This window comes from Mesorhizobium wenxiniae, assembly GCF_002284535.1.
GTDB classification, from domain to species: Bacteria; Pseudomonadota; Alphaproteobacteria; order Rhizobiales; family Rhizobiaceae; genus Mesorhizobium; species Mesorhizobium wenxiniae.
On the sequence record NZ_NPKH01000030.1, the window covers coordinates 58087 to 82763 of the forward strand.

General features: G+C 59.9%; 25 protein-coding genes and 1 pseudogene. 16 read left to right on the top strand and 10 right to left on the bottom strand.

Annotated features, from left to right (window positions below; genetic code table 11):
• Positions 1 to 7: 7 nt before the first annotated feature.
• The 6 genes from CIT31_RS24360 to CIT31_RS24385 form a co-directional block, all read right to left on the bottom strand.
• Positions 8 to 1246: an NAD(P)/FAD-dependent oxidoreductase gene (locus tag CIT31_RS24360; RefSeq protein WP_095520697.1), complete on the bottom strand. Its 1239-nt coding sequence runs from the start codon at positions 1244 to 1246 to the stop codon at positions 8 to 10.
• A gap of 51 nt (positions 1247 to 1297) precedes the next feature.
• Positions 1298 to 2176, bottom strand: coding sequence for a dihydrodipicolinate synthase family protein (locus CIT31_RS24365; protein ID WP_095520698.1), 879 nt, complete (start codon positions 2174 to 2176; stop codon positions 1298 to 1300).
• Between the two features lie 32 nt (positions 2177 to 2208).
• Positions 2209 to 2874: an amino acid ABC transporter permease gene (locus tag CIT31_RS24370; RefSeq protein WP_095520699.1), complete on the bottom strand. Its 666-nt coding sequence runs from the start codon at positions 2872 to 2874 to the stop codon at positions 2209 to 2211.
• Positions 2875 to 2884: 10 nt separating this feature from the next.
• Positions 2885 to 3547, bottom strand: a complete 663-nt coding sequence (locus CIT31_RS24375; protein WP_095520700.1) for an amino acid ABC transporter permease — start codon at positions 3545 to 3547, stop codon at positions 2885 to 2887.
• Positions 3548 to 3556: 9 nt separating this feature from the next.
• On the bottom strand, positions 3557 to 4336 hold the full coding sequence (locus CIT31_RS24380) for an amino acid ABC transporter ATP-binding protein (protein ID WP_095520701.1): 780 nt from the start codon (positions 4334 to 4336) through the stop codon (positions 3557 to 3559).
• Positions 4337 to 4406: 70 nt separating this feature from the next.
• Entirely contained in the window at positions 4407 to 5240 is an 834-nt protein-coding gene (locus CIT31_RS24385) for a substrate-binding periplasmic protein (protein WP_095520792.1), read from the bottom strand.
• 199 nt (positions 5241 to 5439) lie between these two features.
• On the opposite strand from CIT31_RS24385, the gene CIT31_RS24390 reads away from it, so the two are divergent.
• Both CIT31_RS24390 and CIT31_RS24395 read left to right on the top strand, forming a co-directional pair.
• A complete protein-coding gene (locus CIT31_RS24390; protein ID WP_095520702.1) occupies positions 5440 to 6156 on the top strand; it encodes a GntR family transcriptional regulator in 717 nt (238 codons plus the stop codon).
• A 13-nt stretch (positions 6157 to 6169) separates the two neighbouring features.
• Positions 6170 to 6656 (top strand): annotated as a pseudogene (locus CIT31_RS24395) (NAD(P)-binding domain-containing protein); the annotation flags it as partial.
• A gap of 43 nt (positions 6657 to 6699) precedes the next feature.
• Here CIT31_RS24395 and CIT31_RS24400 read toward each other — a convergent pair.
• Together CIT31_RS24400 and CIT31_RS24405 are read right to left on the bottom strand one after the other, a co-directional pair.
• On the bottom strand, positions 6700 to 9069 hold the full coding sequence (locus tag CIT31_RS24400) for an aminotransferase class III-fold pyridoxal phosphate-dependent enzyme (protein WP_095520703.1): 2370 nt from the start codon (positions 9067 to 9069) through the stop codon (positions 6700 to 6702).
• A 179-nt stretch (positions 9070 to 9248) separates the two neighbouring features.
• On the bottom strand, positions 9249 to 10148 hold the full coding sequence (locus tag CIT31_RS24405; RefSeq protein WP_095520704.1) for a LysR family transcriptional regulator: 900 nt from the start codon (positions 10146 to 10148) through the stop codon (positions 9249 to 9251).
• 307 nt (positions 10149 to 10455) lie between these two features.
• Between CIT31_RS24405 and CIT31_RS24410 the strand changes: the two genes are divergently transcribed.
• From CIT31_RS24410 to CIT31_RS34400, 7 genes are all read left to right on the top strand, one after another.
• A complete protein-coding gene (locus CIT31_RS24410; protein WP_095520705.1) occupies positions 10456 to 11130 on the top strand; it encodes a GntR family transcriptional regulator in 675 nt (224 codons plus the stop codon).
• Positions 11131 to 11226: 96 nt separating this feature from the next.
• Positions 11227 to 12078: a transporter substrate-binding domain-containing protein gene (locus CIT31_RS24415; protein WP_095520706.1), complete on the top strand. Its 852-nt coding sequence runs from the start codon at positions 11227 to 11229 to the stop codon at positions 12076 to 12078.
• A 75-nt stretch (positions 12079 to 12153) separates the two neighbouring features.
• A complete protein-coding gene (locus tag CIT31_RS24420; protein WP_095520707.1) occupies positions 12154 to 12867 on the top strand; it encodes an ABC transporter permease in 714 nt (237 codons plus the stop codon).
• On the top strand, positions 12864 to 13556 hold the full coding sequence (locus tag CIT31_RS24425; protein WP_095520708.1) for an ABC transporter permease: 693 nt from the start codon (positions 12864 to 12866) through the stop codon (positions 13554 to 13556). Before CIT31_RS24420 ends, CIT31_RS24425 begins: the two co-directional genes overlap by 4 nt.
• A gap of 38 nt (positions 13557 to 13594) precedes the next feature.
• Complete coding sequence (gene ggt, locus CIT31_RS24430) at positions 13595 to 15187, top strand: gamma-glutamyltransferase (protein ID WP_095520709.1); 1593 nt, start codon at positions 13595 to 13597, stop codon at positions 15185 to 15187.
• A 54-nt stretch (positions 15188 to 15241) separates the two neighbouring features.
• Positions 15242 to 15544: a cysteine hydrolase family protein gene (locus CIT31_RS34685; protein WP_206073408.1), complete on the top strand. Its 303-nt coding sequence runs from the start codon at positions 15242 to 15244 to the stop codon at positions 15542 to 15544.
• Positions 15541 to 15702, top strand: coding sequence for a hypothetical protein (locus tag CIT31_RS34400; protein WP_165778543.1), 162 nt, complete (start codon positions 15541 to 15543; stop codon positions 15700 to 15702). Before CIT31_RS34685 ends, CIT31_RS34400 begins: the two co-directional genes overlap by 4 nt.
• A gap of 101 nt (positions 15703 to 15803) precedes the next feature.
• Here CIT31_RS34400 and CIT31_RS24440 read toward each other — a convergent pair whose 3' ends face one another.
• Both CIT31_RS24440 and CIT31_RS24445 read right to left on the bottom strand, forming a co-directional pair.
• Positions 15804 to 15986, bottom strand: a complete 183-nt coding sequence (locus CIT31_RS24440; RefSeq protein ID WP_342586951.1) for a hypothetical protein — start codon at positions 15984 to 15986, stop codon at positions 15804 to 15806.
• A gap of 878 nt (positions 15987 to 16864) precedes the next feature.
• Complete coding sequence (locus CIT31_RS24445) at positions 16865 to 17890, bottom strand: LacI family DNA-binding transcriptional regulator (RefSeq protein ID WP_095520710.1); 1026 nt, start codon at positions 17888 to 17890, stop codon at positions 16865 to 16867.
• Positions 17891 to 18101: 211 nt separating this feature from the next.
• On the opposite strand from CIT31_RS24445, the gene CIT31_RS24450 reads away from it, so the two are divergent.
• The 7 genes from CIT31_RS24450 to CIT31_RS24480 all read left to right on the top strand — a co-directional run bounded on the left by CIT31_RS24450 (position 18102) and on the right by CIT31_RS24480 (position 24287).
• On the top strand, positions 18102 to 19130 hold the full coding sequence (locus CIT31_RS24450; protein WP_095520793.1) for a sugar ABC transporter substrate-binding protein: 1029 nt from the start codon (positions 18102 to 18104) through the stop codon (positions 19128 to 19130).
• A 96-nt stretch (positions 19131 to 19226) separates the two neighbouring features.
• Positions 19227 to 20189 (top strand): ABC transporter permease, encoded by a 963-nt coding sequence (locus CIT31_RS24455; protein WP_095520711.1) that lies wholly within the window; start codon positions 19227 to 19229, stop codon positions 20187 to 20189.
• Between the two features lie 17 nt (positions 20190 to 20206).
• On the top strand, positions 20207 to 20986 hold the full coding sequence (locus CIT31_RS24460; protein WP_095520712.1) for an ATP-binding cassette domain-containing protein: 780 nt from the start codon (positions 20207 to 20209) through the stop codon (positions 20984 to 20986).
• 53 nt (positions 20987 to 21039) lie between these two features.
• Positions 21040 to 21957 (top strand): ABC transporter permease, encoded by a 918-nt coding sequence (locus CIT31_RS24465; RefSeq protein ID WP_245316441.1) that lies wholly within the window; start codon positions 21040 to 21042, stop codon positions 21955 to 21957.
• Between the two features lie 10 nt (positions 21958 to 21967).
• Positions 21968 to 22990, top strand: coding sequence for a Gfo/Idh/MocA family oxidoreductase (locus CIT31_RS24470; RefSeq protein ID WP_095520714.1), 1023 nt, complete (start codon positions 21968 to 21970; stop codon positions 22988 to 22990).
• On the top strand, positions 22987 to 23322 hold the full coding sequence (locus tag CIT31_RS24475; protein WP_095520715.1) for a MurR/RpiR family transcriptional regulator: 336 nt from the start codon (positions 22987 to 22989) through the stop codon (positions 23320 to 23322). Before CIT31_RS24470 ends, CIT31_RS24475 begins: the two co-directional genes overlap by 4 nt.
• A gap of 2 nt (positions 23323 to 23324) precedes the next feature.
• The gene (locus CIT31_RS24480; RefSeq protein WP_095520716.1) at positions 23325 to 24287 is read left to right on the top strand and encodes a sugar phosphate isomerase/epimerase family protein; all 963 of its coding nucleotides are present in this window, start codon (positions 23325 to 23327) and stop codon (positions 24285 to 24287) included.
• Positions 24288 to 24677: the final 390 nt, after the last annotated feature.

Consider the following 24677-nt stretch of genomic DNA (forward strand, 5'->3'; position numbering starts at 1 on the left):
TCGTTTGTCAGAAGCGGTTCACACGGTACGGCTTGAGATCGATGGGTGGCTCTACGCCTGCGACGAGATCCCCGATCAGGCGCGCGGTGGTCGCCGCATAGGTCAGTCCCAGATGGCCGTGACCGGTGGCGTAAAGGACACCTCGGCGCTTCGCCGACGGTCCGATAACGGGAACGGTATCCGGCATTGCCGGGCGGTGTCCCATCCATTCGGAGGCATCATCCGCGCGAAGGTCGGGGAGCGCTTCCTTCGCGCGCTTCACCAGCACCTTTGCCCGCCGAAAATCCGGGGGCGCATCGAGACCTGCCATCTCCACGGTTCCGCCGACCCGAATGCCTCCCGCGGTCGGTGTGGCCATGAAAGCCCGCGCCGGCCAAATGATGGAGTGGCGCATCGACACACCCGGAGACATGATCTGGGTGTGGTAGCCGCGCTCGGTTTCCAGCGGAATCGGTTCGCCGAGGAGGCGTGAGAGCCTTCCGGTATAGGCCCCGGCGCAAAGCACGGTCGTGGCTGCGGCCATGCGCCGGCCGTCCTTCAGCCGGACTGCGGTGACGCTGCCATTGCCTTCCTCGAAGCCGACGACCTCACCCGTTTCGACCTTTCCTCCAAGCGCCTGGAATTTCTCGGCCAGCGCTACGACCAAGCGGTAGGGGTCGGCGACCGAACGGTTGTCCGGAAAAAGAACGGCACGACCAATCTTCGTGGTGAGCGCCGGCTCCAGATCGCGAATGGCCTCGCCTGCAAGGATGTCGTGCCGGAACCCGAAACGCTCGAGAACCTCTATATGCTCCCGGTCCGCCTTGAACTCGGCTTCGTCGGCATAGAGGCTGAGGCATCCCTCCGTGCTGAGCAGGCCGGAGAGCCCAGCGGCTTTCAGCAGGGGGTCGAGATCTTCGTATACCCGCCGGCAGAGAACCGCACCTGCGGCCTCGAGCGCTTTTACGCGAGACGGTCGGCTCGCTTCGAGGAAACGAAGGAACCAGGGAGTGAGCCTCGGCAGGTAGGAGGGCCGGATCCGCACCGGACCCTCGGGATCGAGCAGCCATTTCGGCATTTGCGCCCAGACCGATGTCCGGGACGCGGGCATGAACTCGGTGACCGCAATGCTGGCCATGTTGCCATAGGACGCGCCCTTGCCCGGCGCGTCCCTGTCGATCAGGACGACGGCGAATCCGCGCCGCTGCAATTCGAAAGCTGTGGCAACGCCGACAATGCCGGCCCCGATCACGGCGATATGAGACACGACATGCCCTCGCAGCGGGTGTACAGCGGGATATTCCGGGAACCCTTCCGGTTACCGGCTCAGGACCGGCGCCATTGCCGCCTTGAACTCGGCCTTTTCCTCGTTTGTCAGAGGCCCAAGCGGGGCACGGCACTCGCCGACCGGCGTGCCCTGGAGTTCGCAGCCATACTTGATCTTCTGCACGAACTTGCCGCTCTCCAGGATGTTCATCGCCCGGTAGAGAACAGCCATCTGCTCACGCGCTCTGTCGAGTTCACCGGACCGGAACGTGCGGTCCAGATCGCAGCAGGCCTTGGCCATGCAATTCGCCGGGCCGCATATCCAGCAGTCGGCGCCCCAGAACATGAAGTCGAGCGCAATATCGTCCGATCCGGAAATAAGGTCGATGCGTCCCTTGTAACGGGAGTAAATGTCGACGGCGCGCTGCAGAACGCCCGAGCTTTCCTTGATGCCGATCACGCGTGGATGGTCGGCTAGTGCATCCATCAGCTCGAAGGAAATCTCGACCCCGTCCTTGGGAGGATAGTTGTAGAGAACGAGGCTGACGTCCACGGCATCGAGCACGGCGCGATAGTGTTTCAGCAATTCGTCCTGCGTCGGGCGAGTATAGAACGGCGTCGCCAGCAACACGATATCGTATCCGATTTCCTTGGCGCGCGCCGTGTTTTCGATCACTTCGCGGGTCGCCGGCGCGTTGGTGCCCGCAATGAGCACTTCATCCTCACTAGCGAAATCCTTGACGAACCTCAGCACGTCTTCCCGCTCCTGGTTGGACATCGAGAAATATTCCCCGGTCGAACCGCAGGGCACCCAGCCGGTCACGCCTGCCGCTCGCAGGCTCAGCATGTGCTTCTCGAACGCCGGGAAATCGACCTTGCCGCCCGCATCGAACGGGGTGACGAGAGCAGGCATCACGCCTTTAAGTTTCATGGGAAGTCTCCATTTGCAGAATTCGGTTGGCGTCATATCGCGAGTTTCGCGAGGATGCGGCGTTCGATCAGCGAGACCGCACGCGTGAGCGGGAATGCGATGATGAAGTAGATCAGCGCGACGATGGTGAGGACTTCGACGGGCTGTGCGGTGTTGTTCGAAATGTTCTGGCCGACAAACATCAGGTCGGCCATGCCGACAGCGGACACCAGAGCGCTTTCCTTGAAGAGGCTGACGCAGTTCGACAGAAGCGTCGGAATGGCGCGCAGAACAGCCTGAGGAAGTATCACGTTCGTGACCTGAATGCGGCGCGGCAGGCCGAGTGCGATACAGGCGTCCAGCTGCTCGGGACCCACGGATTTCAACGAGGCCCTGAAAGTCTCGCTGGTGATCGCACCCATGTAGAGCGTCAGGGCGATCACGCCAGACGCCAGGTTGGACAGTTCTATCCCAAGGATCAGCGGCAGGCAGAAGAATATCCAGAAGAGCTGGATCAGGACCGGTGTGCCCCGGAAGAAGTCGACGTAAACGCCGGAGATAGTCCGCAGCATTACGCTTCGCGATGTGCGGGCGAGGCCCACTAGAAAGCCGAGTGTGCAGCCCAGGATCACGCAGATCAGCGTAAGCTTGAGCGTCATCCAAAGACCAAGAAGCAGCGCATCCTGAAACCGAAGAATGATGGAAAAATCCAGAGCCATGATACCTTCCTCAGCTCATCAGAAGCTGGCGTCGGCGCTCGAGATAGCCAACGATCTGCGTCACCGGGAAAGAGACGGCGAAATAGATGAGTGCGACCACCGTGAAAGTTTCGATAGGCCTGTATGTCTCGGTGGCAAGCGTCTTGCCCTGATACATTAGGTCCTGAACGGCTACGATGGCGACCAAAGCGCTCTGCTGGAAAATACCGATCCCATTCGTCAGCAGCACCGGTATCGACGCGCGGAAGGCCGTCGGCAGCACGATGTAGAGAATTCGCTGGAACGGGTTGAGACCCAGAGCGATTCCGGCGTCGATCTGCTCCCGAAACACGGCCTGAATGGAAGCGCGGTAGGCCTCGGCGTTGAACGCCATAAGGTTGAAACCAAGCGCCAGGATGCCCATCGTCATTGACCCGAGGAAGACATTGAACAGCATCGGCACGCAGTAGAAGAACCAGACGATCTGCACGATGGCAGGGGTGCATCGGAAGAACTCGACGAACAGCATCGCCGGCAGCCGGATCACGGCAATGGGGCTCATGATCAGCAAAGCCAGCAGGAAGCCGCCGACGATGCCTATGATGTTTGCCGCAGCGGTGAGTTCGAGGGTGACCATCAGCCCCTCCCACAGGGGAGCGAAGGAAATAGACTGGAAATCGAACGAATAGTTCATCTCCGTCCCCTACTGCCGGATGTGGAAGACGCGGTCGATGAAATCCCTGGTTCGCTCTTCCTTTGGAGAGCCGAGCACCTGCTCTGGCGGGCCGTCTTCGACAACGACGCCACCGGCACAGAAAATCACACGCGAGGCGATGTTCTTCGCGAACCACATGTCGTGGGTGACGATCATCATCGGCATTTTCTGCGCTGCAAGCTGAAGGATGACTTGCTCCACCTCGGCAACGAGTTCCGGATCGAGAGCCGAAGTCACTTCGTCGAAGAGCATCAACTTCGGATCGAGCATCAGCGCGCGGGCGATCGCCACGCGCTGCTTCTGGCCGCCGGAAAGCTGTGCTGGATAAGCCTTTGCCTTCGCGGCCAGTCCAAACCGGGTGAGTAGGCCCACGGCCCGCTCCGTAGCGTCCGACTTCCGCTCTTTGCGAACCTTGCAGGGCGCCAAGATCAGGTTTTCCACGACGTTCAGATGCGGAAACAGCGTGTAGTGCTGGAACACCATGCCGATGGACCGGCGCACTTCGGTGTCGATGTTTGTCTTCTTGTCGAGGCCATCCGACGAAATGTAAGGCTTGCCGCCGAACGTGATCGATCCGCGGTCGATTTTCTCCAGACCCATCATGACGCGGAGCAGCGTGCTCTTGCCGCCGCCGCTCGGCCCGATCACGACCAACCGCTCGCCGGGCTGCATTTCGATATCGAGTCCTTTGAGGACTTGCATCGCAGGCCCGTAGCTTTTGTGAAGGCTCTGCATTCTCACAAGCGGTGGAGTGATGGGAGCTGTCATTGACCAATCCTGAGAGCGAAAGTCAGAAGCGGAAAGGGCCGGGCCGGATCAATGCCCGGCCCAACCTGGTTTACTGGGCTCCTTTGAGCACTTCATCGACGGCCTTGCGGATCAGCGCGTCGACTTCGCCTGTGGCGACCTTCTCCTCGAGGAAGATGTTGACGACCTCAACGTCCGCTGCAGTCAGCTGATGAGGCAAGCCGAAGGCTACGCCTTGCTTTGCCAGCGCCGGCGTCGGGTTCATCGCAACCGCCCAGTCAGGATTGGATTGAGTGAAAAGCTGGTTGGTGTCTGATGCATCCACCAGGATATCGGCGCGCCTCGAAACGACAGCCAGACGGGTCTCGTCGTTGCCTGGCAGGCGCAGGATCGTCGCATTCTTCACCGCGGCCGAGATCGCCTTGTCCTGCGCAGTCCCGGACATCACGGCAAGCGTCACTCCCTCCTTGTCGATGTCAGCGACGGAAGCAGCACCCGCCGGTATCTTCGGGTTTTCTTTGTTGTAGGCTAGCGAGATCTGGTACTCCATTGCCGGAATGGAGAACTGCACGGCCATGGCACGCGCAGGCGTCCGGTTAAGCGCCAGCGAAAGATCCCATTTCCCGGCCTGAAGGCCAGCGACAATGTTGTCCCAGGTCGTGTCAACGAATTCCGGCTTCACCTTCAGGGCATCGGCAAATCCGCGGCAGAGATCGGCGAAGAAGCCCGAGTATTCCCCGGTGGCTGGATCGCGCATCACGTAAGGTGGAGCGACCGCCGCACCACAGCGCAGCACACCCGCCTTCTGGACGCCCTGCCAATAGCTGCCGCCGGTCTGGGCGAAAGCTGAAGTCGTTGCAACACCTGTAAGCAAGGCAAGCGCAGACAGCGCCCGCATGACGGGCGAAAGCATTTTCGAAAGCATCGTCATTCCCTTTTTTCAAGCGCAATGCGCGTGGTTCCACTCGTCGGCTTGGAGCCGCTCTTGTTCTTTTTTGTGTCGTCTACGTGTCGACAATAGAATTTATGTCGTCTACGTGTCGACAAAGTCAAGCGGAAAAATTACATTGCCGGTAGGCGGCGTGTGGCCCTATGTGTTCCCTCAGGTAGCGAAAGGGACCTAAGTGTCTGATCTGGAAGTGAGGCGAGCCAGGGGAACTGGCTGGAAGAGCGTCTACGAGACGCTCCGGAACGAAATTCTTTCCCTGGCTCTGCAGCCGGGGCAGCTTCTTGATGAGACGACCCTTGCAGAGCGGTTCGACATGTCCCGCTCCCCTGTCAGGGAGGCGTTGATCCGCCTGTCTGGCGAAGACCTCGTCGTCACGCTCTCAAACCGGAGCACGATCGTTGCGCCAATTGAGATCGCCACCTTCCCAAAGTATGTGGAGGCTCTGGATCTCGCGCAACGCATGAACACGCGCCTGGCAGCCGCATTGCGTACCGATGCCGATCTCAAGATTATCGCGCGGCGTCAGAAGGAGTTTGAAGCCGCCGTTCGGACTGGCAATCATCTCCAGATGTCCGAGGCCAACAAACAATTTCATATGGCAGTCGCCCATGCAGGCAAGAACCCATTCCTGGCGTCATTCTATGAGCGGCTGCTGAACCAGGGGCAGCGCATGCTGCACCTGCATTTCGAGTATCTGGAGCGGACGCATGAAGGCTATCTGCTGACCGACGAGCATCAGCTGATGCTCGAGGCCATCAAGGCGAAAGATGTAGAGCGGGCGGATGAACTGGCCCACGCCCACACGCGCCAGTTCCAGGACAACTTCATAAACTTCATGCGGGAAAACTACACGACGGACGTCACACTAGGGTCGCTTCAGGCGGCACAGTGATCTGGATTCGCGTATGAAATTTGGTTTCGTTGGAACCGGTGCGATCACCGAAGCGATGGTGACGGGATTCCTCGGCTCGAAGTTGGAACTATCCCAAGTCATTGTTTCGCCAAGAAGCGCCGAAACCGCCGCCCGTCTCGCTGCCCATCTCTCGTTAGTTCAGATTGCAAATGACAACCAGGCCGTCGTTGACGCCTCGGACGTACTCTTCCTCGCCGTTCGGCCACAGGTTGCTGAAGAGGTCATCAAGGCGCTTCGCTTCCGTCAGGGCCAGGCCATCGTGAGTGTCATCGCGGCAACCGACCGCAGCACAATCGGGAGCTGGATTGATCAGGATGTTGAACTCACCCTGGCGATCCCGTTGCCGTTCGTCGCTGATGGCGAAGTAGTAACCGCGATCTACCCGCCTAGTTCTCGGATGGCTTTCATCTTTTCCGCAACTGGCGGCACAATCCAGTGAAACGAAAGAAGAATACGACCTTCTTGCCGTCGCAAGTTCATGTCCGCCTCTCGAGCGGCGGTCACGGCGGCAGGTCAACCAGGTCACATGCTCAAGCTGCCGTCAAAAGCGCTGATGAAAATGTCGACTTCGTTTCGCGACCAGATCAGCGGCGGACGCAGCTTGAGAGTATTGGACGTCCCCTTCCCTATAAGGATGTTCCTGGCAAGCATGTCCTCGACAAGTCGATGGATTTGTTTCACTGCCGGTTCCTTTGTGAGACGATCAGTCACAAGTTCCACGCCGGTCATCATTCCCAGTCCGCGTATGTCGCCGATAATGGCGTGCCGTTCAGCCAGACGCCGGAGCTCCTGCCGGAGATAATCTCCGATGACGGCGCTCCGATCGATTAGGTTTTCTCGCTCGATGACATCAAGTACGGCCATACCGGCCGCGCATGCGACGGTATTGCCGCCAAAGGTGCTGAACAGAAGCGGATATGTGCCATTGAGAAACCGCTTCATCAGGGCCGAGCTGAGAATAACAACGCCGAGAGGGTGGCCGTTTCCGACCGGTTTGCCCATCGTTATGAAGTCGACATTGTCGTCCTTTAGCCCATTTGCCCTGAACCCCCAGAATGTCCCCATGCGGCCGCAGCCGGCCTGTACCTCGTCCGCAATGACGAAGCCGCCCGCGGAGCGAACCTTCTGCGCAACGAGGTTGAAATAGTTTTCAGGCGCCTGCAAAACCCCGCTCGAGCACAGGGCGGTGTCTACCATGAATGCTGCGGGCCTGTGGCCTCTTTCACTCAAGGTGGCTATCGCCCTGTCGGCGTCGGCTGCGTACCTTTCAGCGGCTTGCGGGTCGCTGGCGTAAGGCCCCCTGTACATATCCGGTGCCATCAAGGCTTCAATCTGTTTGGGATGCTCTTCTGCAGGAAGATGACGCCAGCTTTCATTGGAGAGCGCCGTCGTGAGTTCGGTGCATCCATGGTAGGCCTGATCGATGATCAAGCCGCCATCATGTTTGCTGAGCGACATGGCTATCTGCATCGCCAGGTCGTTGGCTTCGCTGCCCGAGTTGACGAAGATGCAGTTGTCAAGGTGATCGGGCAGGTCGGCAGTCAGACGCGCTGCGTACTCGACGGTCACGTCGCACATGTAGCGCGTATTGGTGTTCAGCGCGCTGGCCTGGCGGTAGATCGCTTTCGCCACATGCGGATGGCAATGACCAATCTGGGGGACGTTGTTGTAAACATCCAGATAGGCGGTGCCATCGGCGGCATACATCCAGGCGCCGTCAGCGCGTGTGATGTGCAGCGGCTTCTTGTAAAAATGCCATATCGGTCCCAGGTGGGCTTCTCGCTCATGCCTGAGCAAGTCATAGTCATCCGCGAGGCGCTCGCCATCGTTGCCCATAGCGCCATAGACCGGAAACCGGCACGCCTGACGAAGCCTGCGGACCGCCTGCGCGCGCCCCTGACCGCTCAGCAACGTCATCATTCGAGGATAGTGACTGGCGTCCTGGATGTGGCGGATCCCGGATTCATCCGTGGCTTCTCTCGCTTCCAGGATGACAGTGGCCATCGCGAGACGCAGGAGCATCGCATCGAAAATGAGATCAATCTCATTTTCTTCGAGCGGGTACGTCGAATCGAAGCCCGACGTAACGTCGCAAAGGTAAGCGATCGGATCGTCATCATATCTTGAGAATGTTTCGGAAGCAGTGACAATGTCGGCGACAATCGAATTATAGCCCATATCGCCGAAGTCGATGATACCCACCGGCAAGGTACTATTCCGGGGATCGACCAGGATGTTGCCGCCATGGGAATCCTGATGCACGAGTTGCCGGCGCGTCTTCAGCAATTGAGGAAGGGTAAACCGCTCGGCGCGGTCGAAAATTTCCCCGCACAACTGCCGACGCTTTGCGTCAGAAATCTTTTCTATCTGCGGGCGCACGGCCAAGGCGCGCGAAATGTCCCAGAGATGCACATTGCTGCAGGCATAAGGGTGGAAGAAGTCCCTGAGCGCATGGGCAAGCCGCCCCACCATCGCGCCGATATTGTAGCGGGCCTCGGCGGAAAACGCTCCCTCAACCTGCTCCATGACTTCCCCCGAAAGAAAAGTCAGCACACGGATCATATGTCGTGCGCCGAGCCCGTGCTCGATCCATTCATAGGCAGCGCCCGCGCGGGAAGGGACGACGCGGGGCACGGGAAGAGCCGGATCCCGCTCAAAGATATGGTGGAGCGCCTTGACCTGCATATCGACGACGCCTGCAGGCTCGCTTGCATTCGATATCTTGACGACGACGTTTCGACCAGCGACGCCCTCGATACGCCACGATAGATCGCGCTCGGAAGCCAGTTGCTTGTATGACCCCTCAATCCCGTAACGACGCGCGACCACCAGCCTTGCCGCTTCCAGCGAAAAATTGGGAAGATTGCGAAGAAGCAGAGCATCGGTGCTCATTCTGTACCCCCGAGGTCAACATCAGAACACTCGCCGCGGGAAGTCGGCCAGGTCGCTGCTGCAGATTGAGCGGGGAAGTCGGCAGGCGCATTTTGCCCTGAGCTTCTCCCAGCGATGCCAGAGCCTACCGCTCTGCCGGCTTGATAAGAATAACATTCAGAAAACCGATACATTGATCTTTACAAATGTATCCGGTGTGCCTTGGTAATCGCGTCGCGGACATAGGCAACGTTTGCCGCCTGTTCGCCAGCGCGTGTGGCGACCTCAATGTCGGCGAAATAGGCCTCATCGGCTATGGCAAGTCGGCGCAGACGCCCCTGCTGTTCGAACAAGCCTGCAAAGTGTATAGGCAGGACTCCCAAGTAGGCGCCGGACAGAACCATCAAAAGCTGCGCCTCAATATCAAATGTCACGCGGTTGGCGGCCAGGTTGTCGAAACGCTGGCGTCGCATACCGTACCAGTAACCTCTGTGAACCCACGGGTAGCCGTGGCATTCGGCGCGGGTAATCGTCTCTTGCTTTCGGTGAAACAACGGATGCGCCGACCCGCAAAAGACAGCATGTTCTTCCCGGTAGATAATCTCGTATCTCAGGCTTGCAACTTTGATATCGGAACCGCCTATTCCGATATCTATCTCGTTTTCAGCTACCGCCTTCGTTATATCGTTAGGCCGCATGATCTTGAGATTTAGTTCGATTTCCGGTGCGGTTTCGGAAAGCTCGGCAATTGCGTCAGAAAGCCGAAAATTTGGATCGGTCGCCATGCAGTCGACAATACCGACGCTGACCTTTCCCGCCAAGGCGCTTCTCAGGCACGAAAGCCGGGCAGAGTTGGCGTCCAGCATCTGGGTGATTTCTGTCCCTATTTCGTAAACCCGGCGCCCCTCTTCGGTGAGCGAAAAACCGCGACGCCCCCGTTCGCATAATTTCACGCCAAGCCGTCGCTCAAGCGCGGTCAAATGGTTGGAGATCGTTGGCTGGCTGAGCGAAAGCTCCATCTGCGCTGCAGATATGCCGCCATTGCGAACCACGCTTTCAAAGACACGAAACAAGTGGAGATCAGAACCGGATATCTTCATGAATGCAAATTGCACCAAATGCGCTGGACGGCAAATTCGTGGCGATACGCGTGGGGCGAAATCTGGGCCCGCACGCCACGGTCTCGAAGTTTCAGATCGCCACGACGGAGGATTGGAAGAACCGTCCGAGCGTTTGTCGAGATCATGTCAAACCTGACTACCGATGAGAGGGCAGGTCGCAAACGGATCGGTGCGAGTGCTCCGTAATTAGATGCTTACAGGATCTTTTCTGACCGCCCGTCGAGGTATTGACCCTGGATCCAGACAGTGATTGGATACGTGGATACAAAAATGTTTTTGGCGCCACATGCCCGCAGCCTTTTCCGCAGAGCCGCCACGAACATCCGCCACCGCAGAGGAGGAGGCATACCGCCATATACAGCGGGCGCTTCGTCTCGGTCGCTACAAGCCGGGCGAGCGGCTCATCCCCGAGGACATAGCCGCCGAGATCGGCATGAGCCGGATGCCGGTGCGGGAAGCATTTCGCCGCTTGGCCTCTGACGGGCTCGTTGTCCTGCGCCCCAATCGGGGATGTGTAGTCGCGGGCCTCACGGTTGACGAGCTCTACGAGACCTTCGAGATGCGTTCCGTTCTCGAAGGCCTCGCCGTTAGACTGGCGATGCCGCGTATCGACGAGGATGAGCTCGACGAACTCGATCGCCTGCTCGATCGCATGGAGCGCGCGGGCAAGAGCGGCAGCAGCGACTGGGTGGTCCGCCATCAGGAGTTTCACGGCCGCATCTGTGCGCTCAGCCAAAGGCCGAAACTCATCCACCAGATCTCAGCACTGCACGCGGTGATCGAACCCTACATGCGCATCTGGTTCGATGACGTCGATAAGCCGCTTTCCGCGCGAGAAGAACATGCGGCGGTGATCGCCGCGTTGCGCTCGGGCGATGCCGGTCATGCGGAGCAGATGATGCAGGATCATATTCTCGGCACGGCGCCGATGCTTGCCGAGTTCGTGACTCCGAGTCGGTGACGAACGCCAGCCGGACGAAAATAGCCTCGAACCGGCAGTGAGACCGGTTGCAGGCCGCGGGAACAGCTAGATCAGCCTACGAAAAGGGGAAAGCACATGAAAATTCGACATTGGGCCGCAATCACGGCAGCATTCAGCATGCTTGGCTTCGCCGGGACCACGCTCGCGCAGGAAGCTCCGAAGGCCATCACCATTGCCACCGAGGGCGCTTATGCTCCCTGGAATTTCACGACTGCCGACGGCAAACTCGACGGCCTTGAAGTCGAACTCGCCAACGATCTTTGTACCCGGATGAAGGTTCAGTGCACAATCATCGCACAGGACTGGGAGGGTCTCATCCCCTCGCTGAAGGTCGGCAAGTTTGATGTGATCATGGCCAGCATGTTCATCACGCCGAAGCGGCTTGAAACCATCGACTTCACCCAACCCTATGCTGTCGACCCATCGGGCTTCGCGGTGGCAAAAGACAGCGAACTCGGCAAACAGGGTGGTTCGACCGAGAAGTTCAAAGTGGAGGACGAGGCAACGTCCGCCGCCGCGATCGAGAAGCTGAAGCATCTGCTCAAGGGCAAGGTGGTCGGTGTCCAGGCAGCCACCATCAATCTCGAATTCGTCAAGAAATACTTCGCCGACACGGTGGAAATCAGGGAATACAAGACGACGGAGCAGCATGACCTCGACCTGGCGGCAGGCCGCATCGATGCAATATTCACTCAGCAGACGGCGCTTGCCGCAACACTGGCAAAGCCGGAATTCTCCAGTTTCACGCTCGCAGGCCCCGGCTTCGTCGGCGGCCTGTTCGGCCTCGGAACCGGCGCGGGCCTGCGCAAGGAAGACACCGAGCTCAAGGAGATGCTGAACGCCGCCATCGATGCGGCCATCGCCGACGGCACCATCAAGCGCATTTCTGAGAAATGGGTGAAGACGGATGTGACGCCGGTCAAGTAAGCGCGGGCGGACCCGCCCGATGCGGTCGGACATTGGCCGGTCGCATCGGGCGACGCGCTGAGGGCTTGGCTTCATATGATGGATGTCGCGCATATCTTGGGCTTCGGACATGGCGGCTGGGGCGCCGCTCTGCTTCTCGCTTCGGGCGTGACGCTATCACTGTCCGTCTTCGGCTTCCTTCTTGGTGCCGCTTTCGGGGCACTGGCTGCCGCCGGACGGCTCTCGTCCAGAAGCATCCGATCCTGGCTCGCCAACGCCTACGGCGTGGTGTTCCGGGGGATACCCGATCTTCTCACGATTTATCTGCTCTATTACGGTGGTAGCATCGCTCTGACGCAGATCGGCAAATTCCTCGGCAGCACCGGCTTCATCGGACTGCCGGCGTTTGCGACGGGCGTCCTGGCGATCGGAATCATTTCCGGCGCCTATCAGGCCGAGGTGTATCGCGGCGCCTACCAGGCGGTCGATCGCGGCCAGTTCGACGCGTGCATGGCGCTTGGTCTATCCAGCCTTCAATCGCTGCGTCTCGTCATTGTGCCGCAGTTGATGCGTCACGCTCTTCCGGGACTCGGCAATGTCTGGCAGCTGGTACTCAAGGATTCAGCATTGATTTCGGTGATCGGTCTCGTCGAACTGATGCGACAGGGACAGATCGGTGCCGGATCGACCAGAGAACCCTTCGTCTTCTACATCGCGGCGGGCGCGCTCTATTTCGTGATCGCCGCCGTGACCGGCTTGTTTTTCCGTTACAGCGAGGCCCGAGCGTGGCGGGGCATGGTCCACGCATGATAGACTTCGCCTTCTTTCTCGAGATCATCCCCACTCTCTTGTCCGGCCTGCCGATGACCGTGCAGCTTGCAGCGGCCTCGATCAGCATCGGCTTCGTCATGGCGTTGCTACTCGCACTCGCCCAACAAGGAAATCACCGGTTCGTAAGTTGGCCCATCCGGACCTTCGTCGCGGTCTTTCGCGGAACACCGCTGCTCGTGCAGATTTTTCTCATCTATTACGGCCTCGGCCAGTTCCGTCCGTCGCTCCAGGACATGGGTCTCTGGTGGCTGTTCCGCGAGCCCTACTGGTGCGCCATCATTGCGCTCAGCCTCAACACCGCAGCCTATGGCAGCGAGATCCTGCGGGGGGCGATCAAGGGCGTGCCGCACGGTCTGGTTGAAGCGGCCACCGCCTTCGGGATGTCGCGGGCTCTCACGCTGCGCCTGGTCGTGCTGCCTCTGGCCCTGCGCCAAGCGATCCCGAGCTACAGCAACGAGATCATCCTCATGATCAAGGGTACGTCGCTTGCATCGATCATCACGCTGATGGAGGTCACCGGCATCGCCCAGGGGCTGATCTCGCAAACCTATCGTGCCGTCGAGGTCTTCGTGGCTGCGGGTGCCATCTACCTTGCGATCAATTTCACAATCATCTCGGCGCTGAACGCGCTTGAAATCTGGCTCACACCCTACCGGGCGCGGGCCTGAGGCGTGCCTTGCGGCAATTACGCGGAGAGGGAAGGAAAATGCGCAACTTCGAAAAGCCGACGCGATCCGTTGCCGTGTCGCGCCATGCCATGGCGGCGACCTCGCACCCTTCCGCAACCCTCACGGCACTGCAGATCATGGAGGCAGGCGGCAATGCCATGGACGCCGCCATTGCCGCTTGCGCGGTGCAGTGCGTCGTGGAGCCCGGTTCGACAGGCATCGGCGGCGACTGTTTCGCGCTCTACGCGCCCAATGGCTCCGACAAGGTCATCGCCTATAACGGATCCGGCCGCACGCCGGCGGCTCTCACTGCCGACTGGTTCAATCAGCGAGGACTGACGGAGGTGCCACGCCAGTCGCCCGCGGCGGTAACGATTCCCGGGGCGATCGACGCGTGGACACGCCTACACGCCGATCACGGCCACCTCCCCTTTGCCGACGTGCTCGCGCCCGCGATACAGTTCGCCGAGGAGGGTTACGCGATCGCCCCCCGCGTTCACCGCGACTGGGCCCTTGAACAAGAACTGCTCGCGGCCGACGCGACGGCCGCCCGAATCTTTCTTCCAGGCGGACGGGCGCCAAAGATCGGCGAGGTTCACCGTCAGCCGGAGCTGGCGGATACGCTAAAGCGTATTGCTGCCGAGGGACGCGGCGCATTCTACGAGGGGCCGGTCGCCGAGGACATGGTGTCCTATCTAAACTCGCTCGGCGGGCTCCACACGATGGAAGACTTCGCGAGTGCGCGCGGAGAATATGTCACACCGGTCACCACCGATTTTCGCGGATACACGATCCATGAATGTCCACCGAACGGCCAGGGCATCATCGCTCTCCTGATCCTCAACATCCTGAGCCGCTTCGAAGCCAAGGGGGATCCACAATCTCCCGACCGGCTGCATATCGAGATCGAGGCGACACGCCTTGCCTATGCCGCGCGCGACGCATGGCTAGCCGATCCGGACAAGTCGGACGTGCCGGTGGACGAACTGCTGTCGGACGCACTGGCCGACCGACTTGCGGCGATGATCGATCTACGCCAAGCGCTGGTCGACCTGCCGTCTTTCGATATGCCGCGTCATCGCGACACCGTCTACATTTCCGTGGTCGACCGCGATCGGAACGCTGTGAGTTTCATCAACTCGATCTTCGACAGTTTTGGCAGCGGCCTCGTTGCACCGCGTTCCGGCATAATCCTGCACAATCGCGGCCAGAGTTTCTCGCTCAAACCTGGCCACCCCAACAGGATCGGGCCATCGAAACGGCCGCTTCATACCATCATCCCCGGCATGGTGACGCGTAACGGCAGGGTGGAGATGCCGTTCGGTGTGATGGGCGGCTACTATCAGGCCCTCGGCCATGCGCATGCGATCTCCAAGGTCCTCGACTACGGAATGGACCTCCAAGAGGCGATCGATTTGCCGCGCGTGATGCCGACCTCCCACGGAACCGCAGTAGAGGCAGAGCACACGATTGATGGCTCGACCAAAGCAGAGCTCGAACGGCGCGGCTTCACCTTCTCTCCAGCGGAAGATCCGCTCGGTGGCGCTCAGGCTATCCGCATCGACTGGGAAAACGGCACCCTGACCGGTGCATCGGAAGCGAGAAAAGACGGCATTGCACTGGGGTTCTAACAGGCATCGCCCCCGCAGAGGCGAAATGGCCCCAGGCTACTAGAAGGAATTGGCATGGCGCGCGCAATCCTCGTGATCGATGTCCAGAAGGTCTATACCGACCCAGCTTCGCCCTTGCATTGTGTTGGCAATGCCGAAGCGATTGCCAACATCAATGCGATCACGTCCGCGGCGGAGGCCACGGGTGATGACCGGTTTGGGTCGGGAGCAGAGTGTCGCCTTTTGGGAGAGAAAACTAACAAGCTGCCATTCCGCAGTCGACCCGCCTTCGGAGCCGCAGATGGCATGCCTGCGTTGCTGGCGGAGCTATTGCCCTGCGCGCCTTCGCCCCCGCGGAAAGAGGAGCCGCACGCATGAGCACCGTCCTATCGGAAAATCCTGACATCGTCCTGATCGGCGCCGGCGACGCGGACCGCACCGCAGGCGCGACACCTTCCCTCAAGCGGGACGAAACCCGCCCTTCCGCCGCCAGCGACACCGAAGAATCATCAAAACAGTCGCCGTCTTCAACCTAGTTAGCAACGAGATGGTTGCCCATCTCGGTGCATTTGTTTGCTGTATGCGATTGTGCCGATTTTCTCCGCCGCACCTTTGTTCAGGTGGCTCGAACACTGTCTTAGTTGTGACCTCCGAGCGTGTTTACATTCGCGCAGAAGTCCGTGTACGGCTGCTGAACTTGACCTGCGCATTCACCCTTCATTTGTGCCTGCTTTTCAGCCGGCATGGCAAAGAAGACGGCCTTGAATTCCTCCATGGGCTTCATTGTTTTCATGCTGGAATCGGTGAAGAATGGCTCCATGGTGTCCGGCTCATCCAGTGCGCCGGCCGACGCCTAACTACCAAAAATGGAAAGAGCAAATGTTACGCCGAGACAGATAGCTTTGATGTTCATTGGACATGTTCCCTCTGAGTTAACCGGTATCCCCAACGACAACCACGTTGGCAGCTATAAAATATACATCGATCTGGCCAACGTATTTCCTGTAGGCACCGGTTTTTGCTTGTTTGGATGTGTGGGGCGTTTGGCTTGAGCTCAAGCGACAATATGCGTCCTCGAAGATCGGAGGCGATCTGTGGGACTGCGGGCTGCGAGCGATTGAGTTTCGAGCTTTCCAGGTTATGCATGATTTTCCTTCCAGCGCTCCCCACCTAACTCAAATCAACTGCATTGCGCTATTAATATATTAGTGTGTCATGGAGTTGCGTATCCCTCAGCGGACTTTTGAGACGACTGGCGGCCTGATTAGTGGGAGGCTCTGGTCATCTGGCTTTTGCATCTATGTTTAGATGGGGTATTCGGCTTTGCCTTACGTCTATCGAGAACGGTGTTTGAGGTGATGCGCTTCAATCTGATGATAAAACGTGGTCTGGGTGAACAGGCCACAAGCATCAGGAAGGAAGCGCACTCGCAGGACGTATGATGGCCAAGGCTGGTCATGCTCCTATCCCGCGCGGAATTCTGGATGCTCGCCAGGCCACCGCCGTGGTGAACCGATACGCCCGAGAACATAGCGCAGCGGCGAAAGATCGAGCTCGCCGCGATGGAAGCGGCATCGCGAGAGAACGCGCGCTCCGACACACGCCGGTCCAGGTCTCGGCCCAGAAGATCGGCTAGGACATCGCCCCGCATGATCCGAATCCGGGGCACTTGCGTCCCATTCCCGCTCGCACCGACGCTCAGAGCCCGCAATTATAACGCGTGTGCACCAGAATCTGGGAGTGAGGCGGTTCGGCCGTCGATCCGTTGAGGTTGTCGCGTATCCACCTGACGGCGGCCGTCAGCTCACCGGCGAAGTCGTGCGAGATAACGTAGTCCATCACGCCTGACTCCAACAGCGCGCGGGAGTTGTTCGTCAGTTCGTGCCCCACAAAGACCGTTTCGCCGGCTTTTCCAACGGTTTCAAGCGCCTTGGCCACGCCGCGGTTCGCGCCCGCGACGTTGTAGATGGCGGCGGGATGATCGTTGGACTCAAAGAAACGGATGAGCTGCTCGCATGTGGTCTCCGGCCTGTCGTCCGAAATTACCCTTTCCTCGATCTTTAGGTAGGGGAAATCCGAGCGCAGAACCCTGCGGAAACCCATCTCCCGCTCTTGCTGGCATCGAAACGGCACGCTCATCACGATCAGGATGTTGTTTCGCTCCTTCGGCAAACCGTTCCCGATCAGCAGGGCAGCGACGCTTCCCGCCGCGTACTGATCGTTGCCGACATAGGTGCTCCGGCGAGAACTCGGCAGGTCCGTCGTGAGGCAGACGACGGGCATCCCGACCGAGCGCAGTTTGCGGATTGCCCGATTGATCGCCGGATGTTCCCGCGCCACGACGACGACGCCGTCGGCTTCGCTTCCGTCGTGTTCGATCCGACGGCCGAATGCGCTGGGCTCAAGCTGGCTCGTCGTCACGTAGTGCGCCTCGATCGAGGCGCCGGGAACCGACCGGTTGACCTCGGCGGTCGCCGCGGCCATCGCGGCATTGAAGGTCTCGCCGGATTCGCAAAACAGGCGCACCGAAAGCGGCGACTCGATTTCCGACCGTTCCTGCGACAGCTTGTCGAGCGCGCCAAGCACGCGCTGCCGCGTCTTTTCCCGAACGCCGTGGCGGTTGTTGAGGACGCGATCGACCGTGGCAGGCCCCACATTCGCGAGCGCCGCGATTTCGCGGACGGTTGGCCCCTTCCAAGTTCCCGACGCCCTTCGAATCGTCATTTTCTGCCTCCGATCGTGATGTCTATTACATCATCCGCTACCGCCACAGCGCCTGTAAAGCCTTATCATGAAAGGCGTCTGCGTCCTTCCGTGTTGCTCGACGGTTAATGAGGCAAATCACATCACAAATGTACCATTGATGTCCTTGAGTGATGCGATTTCAATCCAAATAATACCGTTGCTCATGGAGGAGCTAGCGGAGGAGAATCAAATGAACCTTACGTGTAAGGTGCTTGCCACCACCCTTTTGGCCGCCACTGCGCTCAGCAGCGTGGCGGTCGCCCAGGACCAGAAGCAATACCGCTTCGTGATGGTTTCCCATATCGGATCCAACGACCCGAACATGGGCTGGCTGACGAAGTCGATGGAGGAGTTCGAGAAGAAGTATCCGAACGTCAAGACCGAGTACATCTCGACCAACAACTACTCGGTCCAGGAGCATGTCCGTCTTCTCGAGCAGGCAATCTCGACCGGTCCTGACGGCATCGCCGTTCCGATCGTGAGTTCCGATGCTTTCGAGGGTCCGCTGCGCAAGGCGATCGACGCCGGTATTCCGGTGGTTGCCTTCAACATTCCGGATGCGCGTCCCGACGGCGAGCGCATTCCCTACCTGACCTATGTCGGCGGCGACGAATATCTGACTGGTAAGAAGCTCGGCGAATACGCGCTCGCCAAGGTCGAGGCTGGTGAGATCTCGAAGCCGACGCGTGTCGTTTGCGCCAGCCACGACTCCGCCCACCAGGGTCTCAAGGCCCGGTGTGCCGGGATGAGGGACGCGATGGAAAAGGCGGGCGCCAAGGTCGATGAGCTCTTCATCGGCGCGGAGCCCGCGACTGCCCGCAACACGTTGCAGTCGTTCCTGCAGGCCAATACCGACACGAACTACATCTTCACCGTTGCCGGCTGGTCATCGCCCTGGGCTTGGGGCGTCGCCAAGGACATGGGTCTCGACCCCGACGTTGATGGCAAGGGCGTGACAGTGCTGACCGTCGACGAAGGGCCGGTTTCTATCGAGGGCGTTCGCGCCGGCCATCTTCTCGCGACCAACAGCCAGGGCTTCTGGCTGCAGGGCTATGCGCCGATGGAATGGCTCTACTGGAACAAGGAGTTCGGCTATGCGCCGCAGTCGGACATCCTGACCGGGCCGGTCATCATCAACAAGGACAACGCCGACAACTGGGCCACGCTGGTCCGCGGCGTGTTCGGCGACAAGGCCTACGACGAGCAGAACACCTGGTAAGGCGTTCCTCCCGAGGCGGGACGGTCGAGCAACGAGGGAAGCTCGGCTGTCCCGCTCTCCTTAGCGAGGCTTGAGCCTCTATCCTGGCGCTCTGCAATGACTGTAAAACAGCTTACTCACACCCAGGGCCTCGGCGCGATCATCGGCGTCGTGATCATGCTTGCCGCGTTCACGATGATCGACTTCTCGGGCTGGTGGACCAGGCAGACCATCGCCAACGTCGTTCAGTTCACCGCCATCCTGGGCTTTGTGGCGATGGGGCAAGCACTGGTGATCATGTGCAAGGAGATCGATCTGTCGGTCGGCTCGGTCTACGGCCTGGCCGGAGTCGCCTTCATTACGCTGGAGCCGACGCTTGGCGTACCCGGTTCGCTGCTGGCGGCACTTGTCATCGCCGCTCTCGCAGGACTTATCCAGGCGATCGCGGTGGTGAAAGGACAGTTGCCCTCGATGATCGTCACGCTCGGCGGTCTCTTTACCGCCCGCGGCATCATCTATGTCTGGACGGGCGGCTCGGTGCACAATTTCTCCGAGGCTGCCCGCAATCATCCGGTGACCCGGCTGCTGGGAGGCGAGCTTTTCGGCATCGAGGCGGCCATCTTCTGGCTGATCGCCGTCGGCCTCGCGCTCAATCTGCTGCTCTGGGCCACGCCTTTCGGCAACCAATTGCTGGCGACGGGCGGCAGCAAGGAAAGCGCGGAATCTCGTGGGGTTCGCAGCGATCGGGTGAAGGTCGCGGCCTTCGTTCTCTGCGCGCTGCTCGCGGGATTTGCCGGCGTCCTGACCTTGTGCGACCGACCGCAGACGCACGTCACATTGGGCGAGCTGATGGAGCTGGAAGCCATTTCTGCTGCGGTGATTGGCGGCTGTCTGCTCGCCGGCGGACGTGGTTCTCTCGTGGGTGCCGTGCTCGGCGCCTTCATCGTCGTGAGCTTCCGCTACGAACTTATAGCGCTCGGGGCGCCGTCCTCCTGGTACATCACCTTCGTCGGCGTCGTGCTCATCGTAGCGGTCATCTTCAACCAGATCCTGGCCCGCCGCCTCGGGCACAGCGTTTGACGCGGGAGCAAGCTCACATGACAAACGGTCACCCCCTCATCCAGGTCAAGAATCTCGATCTTTACTTCGGCGCTTTCCATGCGCTCAAGAACGTATCGGTCGATTTCCATGCAGGCGAACTCGTCGGACTGGTCGGCGACAACGGCGCGGGAAAGACGACCCTGATCCGTGTACTGTGCGGCATGCATACCCCGACATCGGGCGAGGTCTATTTCGACGGACAGCGCGTCGAAAAGTTCCATCCCAAGCTCGCAATCGATCAAGGCATCGAGACGATCCAGCAGTCGGTGGGTCTGTGCGACAACCTCTCGATCGCGCGAAACTTCTACCTCGGCCGAGAGCCGGTCCGGCGCATACTCGGCATTCCATTTCTCGATTTCACGACGATGCGGGACAAGTCGACACGCGTGATCCGTCAGTTCGGACTCCGCGACAACGTCTCCGCAGACGATGAAGTCGAACGCCTGTCGGGCGGTGAACGCCAGTCGGTCAAGATCGGCCGCGCGGTCGAGTTCAGGAATCGGGTCGTCATCATGGACGAGCCGACCAACCATCTTTCAGTACGCGAACGCGAGCACGTCAACGAACTGGCCGTGCAGCTCAAGAAGCAGGGCTTGCTCGTGATTTACATCACCCACGACATCTTCCAGGTGCACAAGCTCGCCGACCGCATCGTCATCATGGAGAACGGCGAGAAGATCGAGGATGCCTCGACCAGCAAGATGACCGCCGAACAGCTCGAGGAGGTCATCCGTCAGGGCGGCCGCGTGGTCGAGAGGCGGGAAGCACTCTCATGAGCCTTGCCGCGATAAAACCGGTGGTGAGGCGGCACGCAGAGATCGGCATCCTGTTGATCGCCGTCGCACTGGTCGCATTCTTTTCAGCTACTTCCGATGGGCGGTGGGCGAACGCCTACAACTTCGCCACCATCCTCCAGGTAACCGCGACGCTCGGCCTGATGACGCTCGGCGTCGCACTGGTCATCGGCACGGGCGAGATCGACATTTCGGTCGGCTCCACCTTCGGCATGGGTGCACTCGTCTATCTCTGGCTCGCGTCGCGGATCGATCCCTCAGCTGCGGCGTTGGCGGCCGTCGCCGTCGGCGCCGCCATCGGCCTGCTTAACGGGCTGCTCGTCACCCGAACCGGCACGCCGTCGCTCATCATCACGCTCGGCACGCTCATGATCTTCCGCGGCATCGCCATCGCGCTTACCGAAGGATTTTCGTTCTCCATTCCCTACGCGGCGCGCAAGGGCTGGAGCTTTGAGATTCTGGGTGGCGGCGAATTCCTCGGTTTCAACACCGCTCTCTACTGGCTGATCCTGATTCTGGTGGTTTTGACCGTGGTGCTCACCGCCATGCCTTTCGGGAATAGGCTGCTTGCGGTCGGCGGGTCGGCGGCCAGCGCACATTCGCGGGGGATCCGTGTCGGTCGGATCAAGCTTTCTGCCTTTGTCATCTGCGGCGCGCTGGCCGCCTTCGCCGGCACCCTGGAAGCGGGCAAGCTCGGCTTCGCCGATGGCTCGATGGGAAGGCTCATGGAACTGCAGGCGATTGCATCCTGCGTTCTGGGTGGGTGCTTACTGGCCGGGGGGCGGGTTTCGCTGATCGGAGCGCTGCTTGGAGCCTTCGTTCTCTCATCGATTCAGTCCTACCTCGTGGTGGTGGGCGTGGCGCCGCAGTGGTTCCTGCTCTTCCTGGGGATCATCGTCGTGCTCGCAGCCTACGGAGATCAATCGCTCCGGCAGTGGGCGCTCAAGAAATAGAGGATTGCAGATGTCGATCAGGCTGGCGATCGTCGGCGCAGGTGTAATGGGCGCCGACCATGCCCGGATTGTCGCCGAGAACCTTCCGGGCGCGAAGCTGCAGGTGATCTGCGACGCCTCGCCGGAACGCGCACGGAAGGTCGCTGACGACTGCGGTGCGGTCGATGTCGCAACCGATTCCCTCGATACCATCAGGCGGAGCGATGTCGACGCCGTGCTAATCGCGAGTCCGGACGAAACCCACGCCCCCCTGTCGCTCGCTGCGATCGAAGCCGGCAAGCCCGCGCTGTGCGAGAAACCGCTGTCGCAAAGCACCAGGGAATGTCTCGCCGTGATCGAGGCCGAGACCGGCCGCGGGCGACGGTTCGTGCAGTTGGGTTTCATGCGCCGCTTCGACCCCTCCTATGCCGAGATGAAGGCCGCGCTCGACGCAGGTGCGCTGGGACGGGCGATCATGATGCACAACTTCCATCGCAACGTCGAAGCGCCGGCGAACTTCACCGGACAGATGGCCATCACCAACTCGGCTCCGCACGAATTCGACGTCGCGCGTTTTGTGCTCGGCGCCGACTACCGTTCGATCTCCGTCTTCCAGCCCTCGGTCGTGGACGCGTCGAAGACGGGCGCCCCAGTTTTCATGGTGCTCGAAACGACGACCGGCCAGCTCGTCAACGTCGAGATCAACAACAACGCCGCCTATGGCTACGACGTGCGGGGCGAGCTGGTCGGCGAGAAGGGCTCGGTCTTCCTCAACGGACCGATACACGCCCGCTACCACCTGTCCATGCAGTCGTTCGAACGCTATGCCGCTGACTGGCGGCCGCGTTTCGCCGAGGCCTACAGACTCCAGAACAGAGCATTCCTGGAATTCGTCCGTTCGGGAGTATTCCCTTCGGTCGCAGCGGACGCGTGGGACGGTTATTGCGCGGCGCTGGCCGCCGAATCCGGGCTCGCAGCGCTCGCTGCCGGCAGCCGGATCGCAATTGCGATGCAGGTCAAACCTGCCCTGTACCGACGATCGAAACAGCCATGAAAGACGCAATCTCCGCGACGCGGCCGGCTATCGCCTCTAGCTCTGGAACGGCCTCGGCCGCTTGCGTTCCGCCTTCGGATCTGACGGCGCTGAAACAACGGTTGATCGGCAATTCGCGCGCGTTGTCCAAGGTGGTCACCCGAATAGCCCGTTTCGCGCTGGAGAACCCAGCCGAGATTGCAATGAGTAATGGTCGCAAGATCGCAAATCTTCTTGCCGTTTCACCCAGTTCGGTGACGCGCTTCGCGACAGCGTTAGGCTTCCAGAACTATGCGGAGCTTCGCAGATTTTTCCAGCGAGAAGTTATTAAAGCCAGGCAAGCCAGGAACTGATCATGAAATTGGGTTTTGTATCCGACTCCCTTGCGCAATTGAGTTTTGAGGAAGTGCTCGACGTTGCTGCCGAACTCGGCCTAGACGGTGTTGAAGTCAACACAGGTAATTGGTCGTCGGCGCCGCATTTCGATCTCGAACGGATGAAGGCCAGTCCTCAAGCCCGAACGGCTTTCTTGAGGGCCTTCGCCGACCGTGGATTGGAGATCGTCGCGCTGAACGCCAACGGGAACCAGCTGCATCCCGTTTCGGGCGGCACCCAGTCAGCCTGCCTCGAGGAGACGATCCGCATTGCCGGCGAGATTGGCGTGAAGAAGGTTTGCCTCATGTCTGGCCTGCCAGGCGGCGCACCGGGCGAGAAGGCGCCGAACTGGATCGTCTCGTCGTGGCCGCCAGAGACGCAGTCGATCCTGAAATGGCAGTGGGAGGACGTGCTCCTGCCGTACTGGCATGGGCTTGCGAAACTGGCGAAGGCTAGTGGCGTCGATCAACTCGCCATCGAGCTGCATGGCAACCAGCTGGTCTACAACGTGCCGTCGCTGCTTCGCCTGCGCGCTGAGATCGGCCCGGTCGTGGGGGCAAACCTCGATCCGAGCCATCTGTTCTGGATGGGCGCCGATCCGATCGCGGCAGTCAATGCGCTGGGAGATGCGATCTTTCACGTGCATGCCAAGGACACGTTCCTCAACGCTCCGAAACAGGCAACGACCAGCCTCTTGGAGAACGGTTCGCTGATGGATATTCCGGCTCGTTCCTGGAGCTACATCACCCTGGGCTTCGGCCACGGCGAGGAGTGGTGGCGCTCCTTCTGCTACCGGCTGCGAATGGCCGGCTATGACGACTGGCTCTCGATTGAACACGAGGATGTCATGTTGTCCCGGCTCGAAGGGGTAAAGAAATCGGTTGAGCTATTAAGGATTGTGATGCCGATCGAGGTGAGCGACTACGCGCCGCCGGCTATCTAACTAGCCGTGATATGCAAATCAACCCCGTCTCCGTTCGCGAATGATTGCCGTTGTTTCCTGGACTCGAGATGTTGCGGGTCTGCGACCGGCCCAAATTCCACCATATCAACGTCGACGCCGCGGAAATCGCAGCTGGCGCAACCGCGGCCAATCGATGCCTTGGCATAGAATGAAAAGTCGCAGTGTCGTTGCAGCAGGGTAAGGTGGAAGAACTCTATACGCCGAGCGCGCAACTAACCTATTGATTCTGAATAGATTTTGGCGCACCAGACAGAATTCTAACCTGTGACCTCTGCCTTCGGAGCGCAAAGCTCAAAGCCGGTGCATAAGGCAGATGACCGGTCGCTCGGAAAGGCGTTTATCTCCAGGAGCTCGGTTCATACCTCGATA

Excerpts from the sequence above, each read along its gene's own strand:
- CIT31_RS24450 (WP_095520793.1), top strand. The coding sequence starts at position 18,102 with ATGAACCTTACGTGTAAGGTGCTTGCCACCACCCTTTTGGCCGCCACT.
- CIT31_RS24425 (WP_095520708.1), top strand. The coding sequence starts at position 12,864 with ATGATAGACTTCGCCTTCTTTCTCGAGATCATCCCCACTCTCTTGTCC.
- CIT31_RS24380 (WP_095520701.1), bottom strand. The coding sequence starts at position 4,336 with ATGACAGCTCCCATCACTCCACCGCTTGTGAGAATGCAGAGCCTTCAC.
- CIT31_RS24420 (WP_095520707.1), top strand. The coding sequence starts at position 12,154 with ATGATGGATGTCGCGCATATCTTGGGCTTCGGACATGGCGGCTGGGGC.
- CIT31_RS24375 (WP_095520700.1), bottom strand. The coding sequence starts at position 3,547 with ATGAACTATTCGTTCGATTTCCAGTCTATTTCCTTCGCTCCCCTGTGG.
- CIT31_RS24455 (WP_095520711.1), top strand. The coding sequence starts at position 19,227 with ATGACTGTAAAACAGCTTACTCACACCCAGGGCCTCGGCGCGATCATC.
- CIT31_RS24440 (WP_342586951.1), bottom strand. The coding sequence starts at position 15,986 with ATGGAGCCATTCTTCACCGATTCCAGCATGAAAACAATGAAGCCCATG.
- CIT31_RS24470 (WP_095520714.1), top strand. The coding sequence starts at position 21,968 with ATGTCGATCAGGCTGGCGATCGTCGGCGCAGGTGTAATGGGCGCCGAC.
- CIT31_RS24415 (WP_095520706.1), top strand. The coding sequence starts at position 11,227 with ATGAAAATTCGACATTGGGCCGCAATCACGGCAGCATTCAGCATGCTT.
- ggt (WP_095520709.1), top strand. The coding sequence starts at position 13,595 with ATGCGCAACTTCGAAAAGCCGACGCGATCCGTTGCCGTGTCGCGCCAT.
- CIT31_RS34685 (WP_206073408.1), top strand. The coding sequence starts at position 15,242 with ATGGCGCGCGCAATCCTCGTGATCGATGTCCAGAAGGTCTATACCGAC.
- CIT31_RS24410 (WP_095520705.1), top strand. The coding sequence starts at position 10,456 with ATGCCCGCAGCCTTTTCCGCAGAGCCGCCACGAACATCCGCCACCGCA.
- CIT31_RS24365 (WP_095520698.1), bottom strand. The coding sequence starts at position 2,176 with ATGAAACTTAAAGGCGTGATGCCTGCTCTCGTCACCCCGTTCGATGCG.
- CIT31_RS24480 (WP_095520716.1), top strand. The coding sequence starts at position 23,325 with ATGAAATTGGGTTTTGTATCCGACTCCCTTGCGCAATTGAGTTTTGAG.
- CIT31_RS24370 (WP_095520699.1), bottom strand. The coding sequence starts at position 2,874 with ATGGCTCTGGATTTTTCCATCATTCTTCGGTTTCAGGATGCGCTGCTT.
- CIT31_RS24405 (WP_095520704.1), bottom strand. The coding sequence starts at position 10,148 with ATGAAGATATCCGGTTCTGATCTCCACTTGTTTCGTGTCTTTGAAAGC.
- CIT31_RS34400 (WP_165778543.1), top strand. The coding sequence starts at position 15,541 with ATGAGCACCGTCCTATCGGAAAATCCTGACATCGTCCTGATCGGCGCC.
- CIT31_RS24445 (WP_095520710.1), bottom strand. The coding sequence starts at position 17,890 with ATGACGATTCGAAGGGCGTCGGGAACTTGGAAGGGGCCAACCGTCCGC.
- CIT31_RS24400 (WP_095520703.1), bottom strand. The coding sequence starts at position 9,069 with ATGAGCACCGATGCTCTGCTTCTTCGCAATCTTCCCAATTTTTCGCTG.
- CIT31_RS24475 (WP_095520715.1), top strand. The coding sequence starts at position 22,987 with ATGAAAGACGCAATCTCCGCGACGCGGCCGGCTATCGCCTCTAGCTCT.
- CIT31_RS24460 (WP_095520712.1), top strand. The coding sequence starts at position 20,207 with ATGACAAACGGTCACCCCCTCATCCAGGTCAAGAATCTCGATCTTTAC.
- CIT31_RS24385 (WP_095520792.1), bottom strand. The coding sequence starts at position 5,240 with ATGCTTTCGAAAATGCTTTCGCCCGTCATGCGGGCGCTGTCTGCGCTT.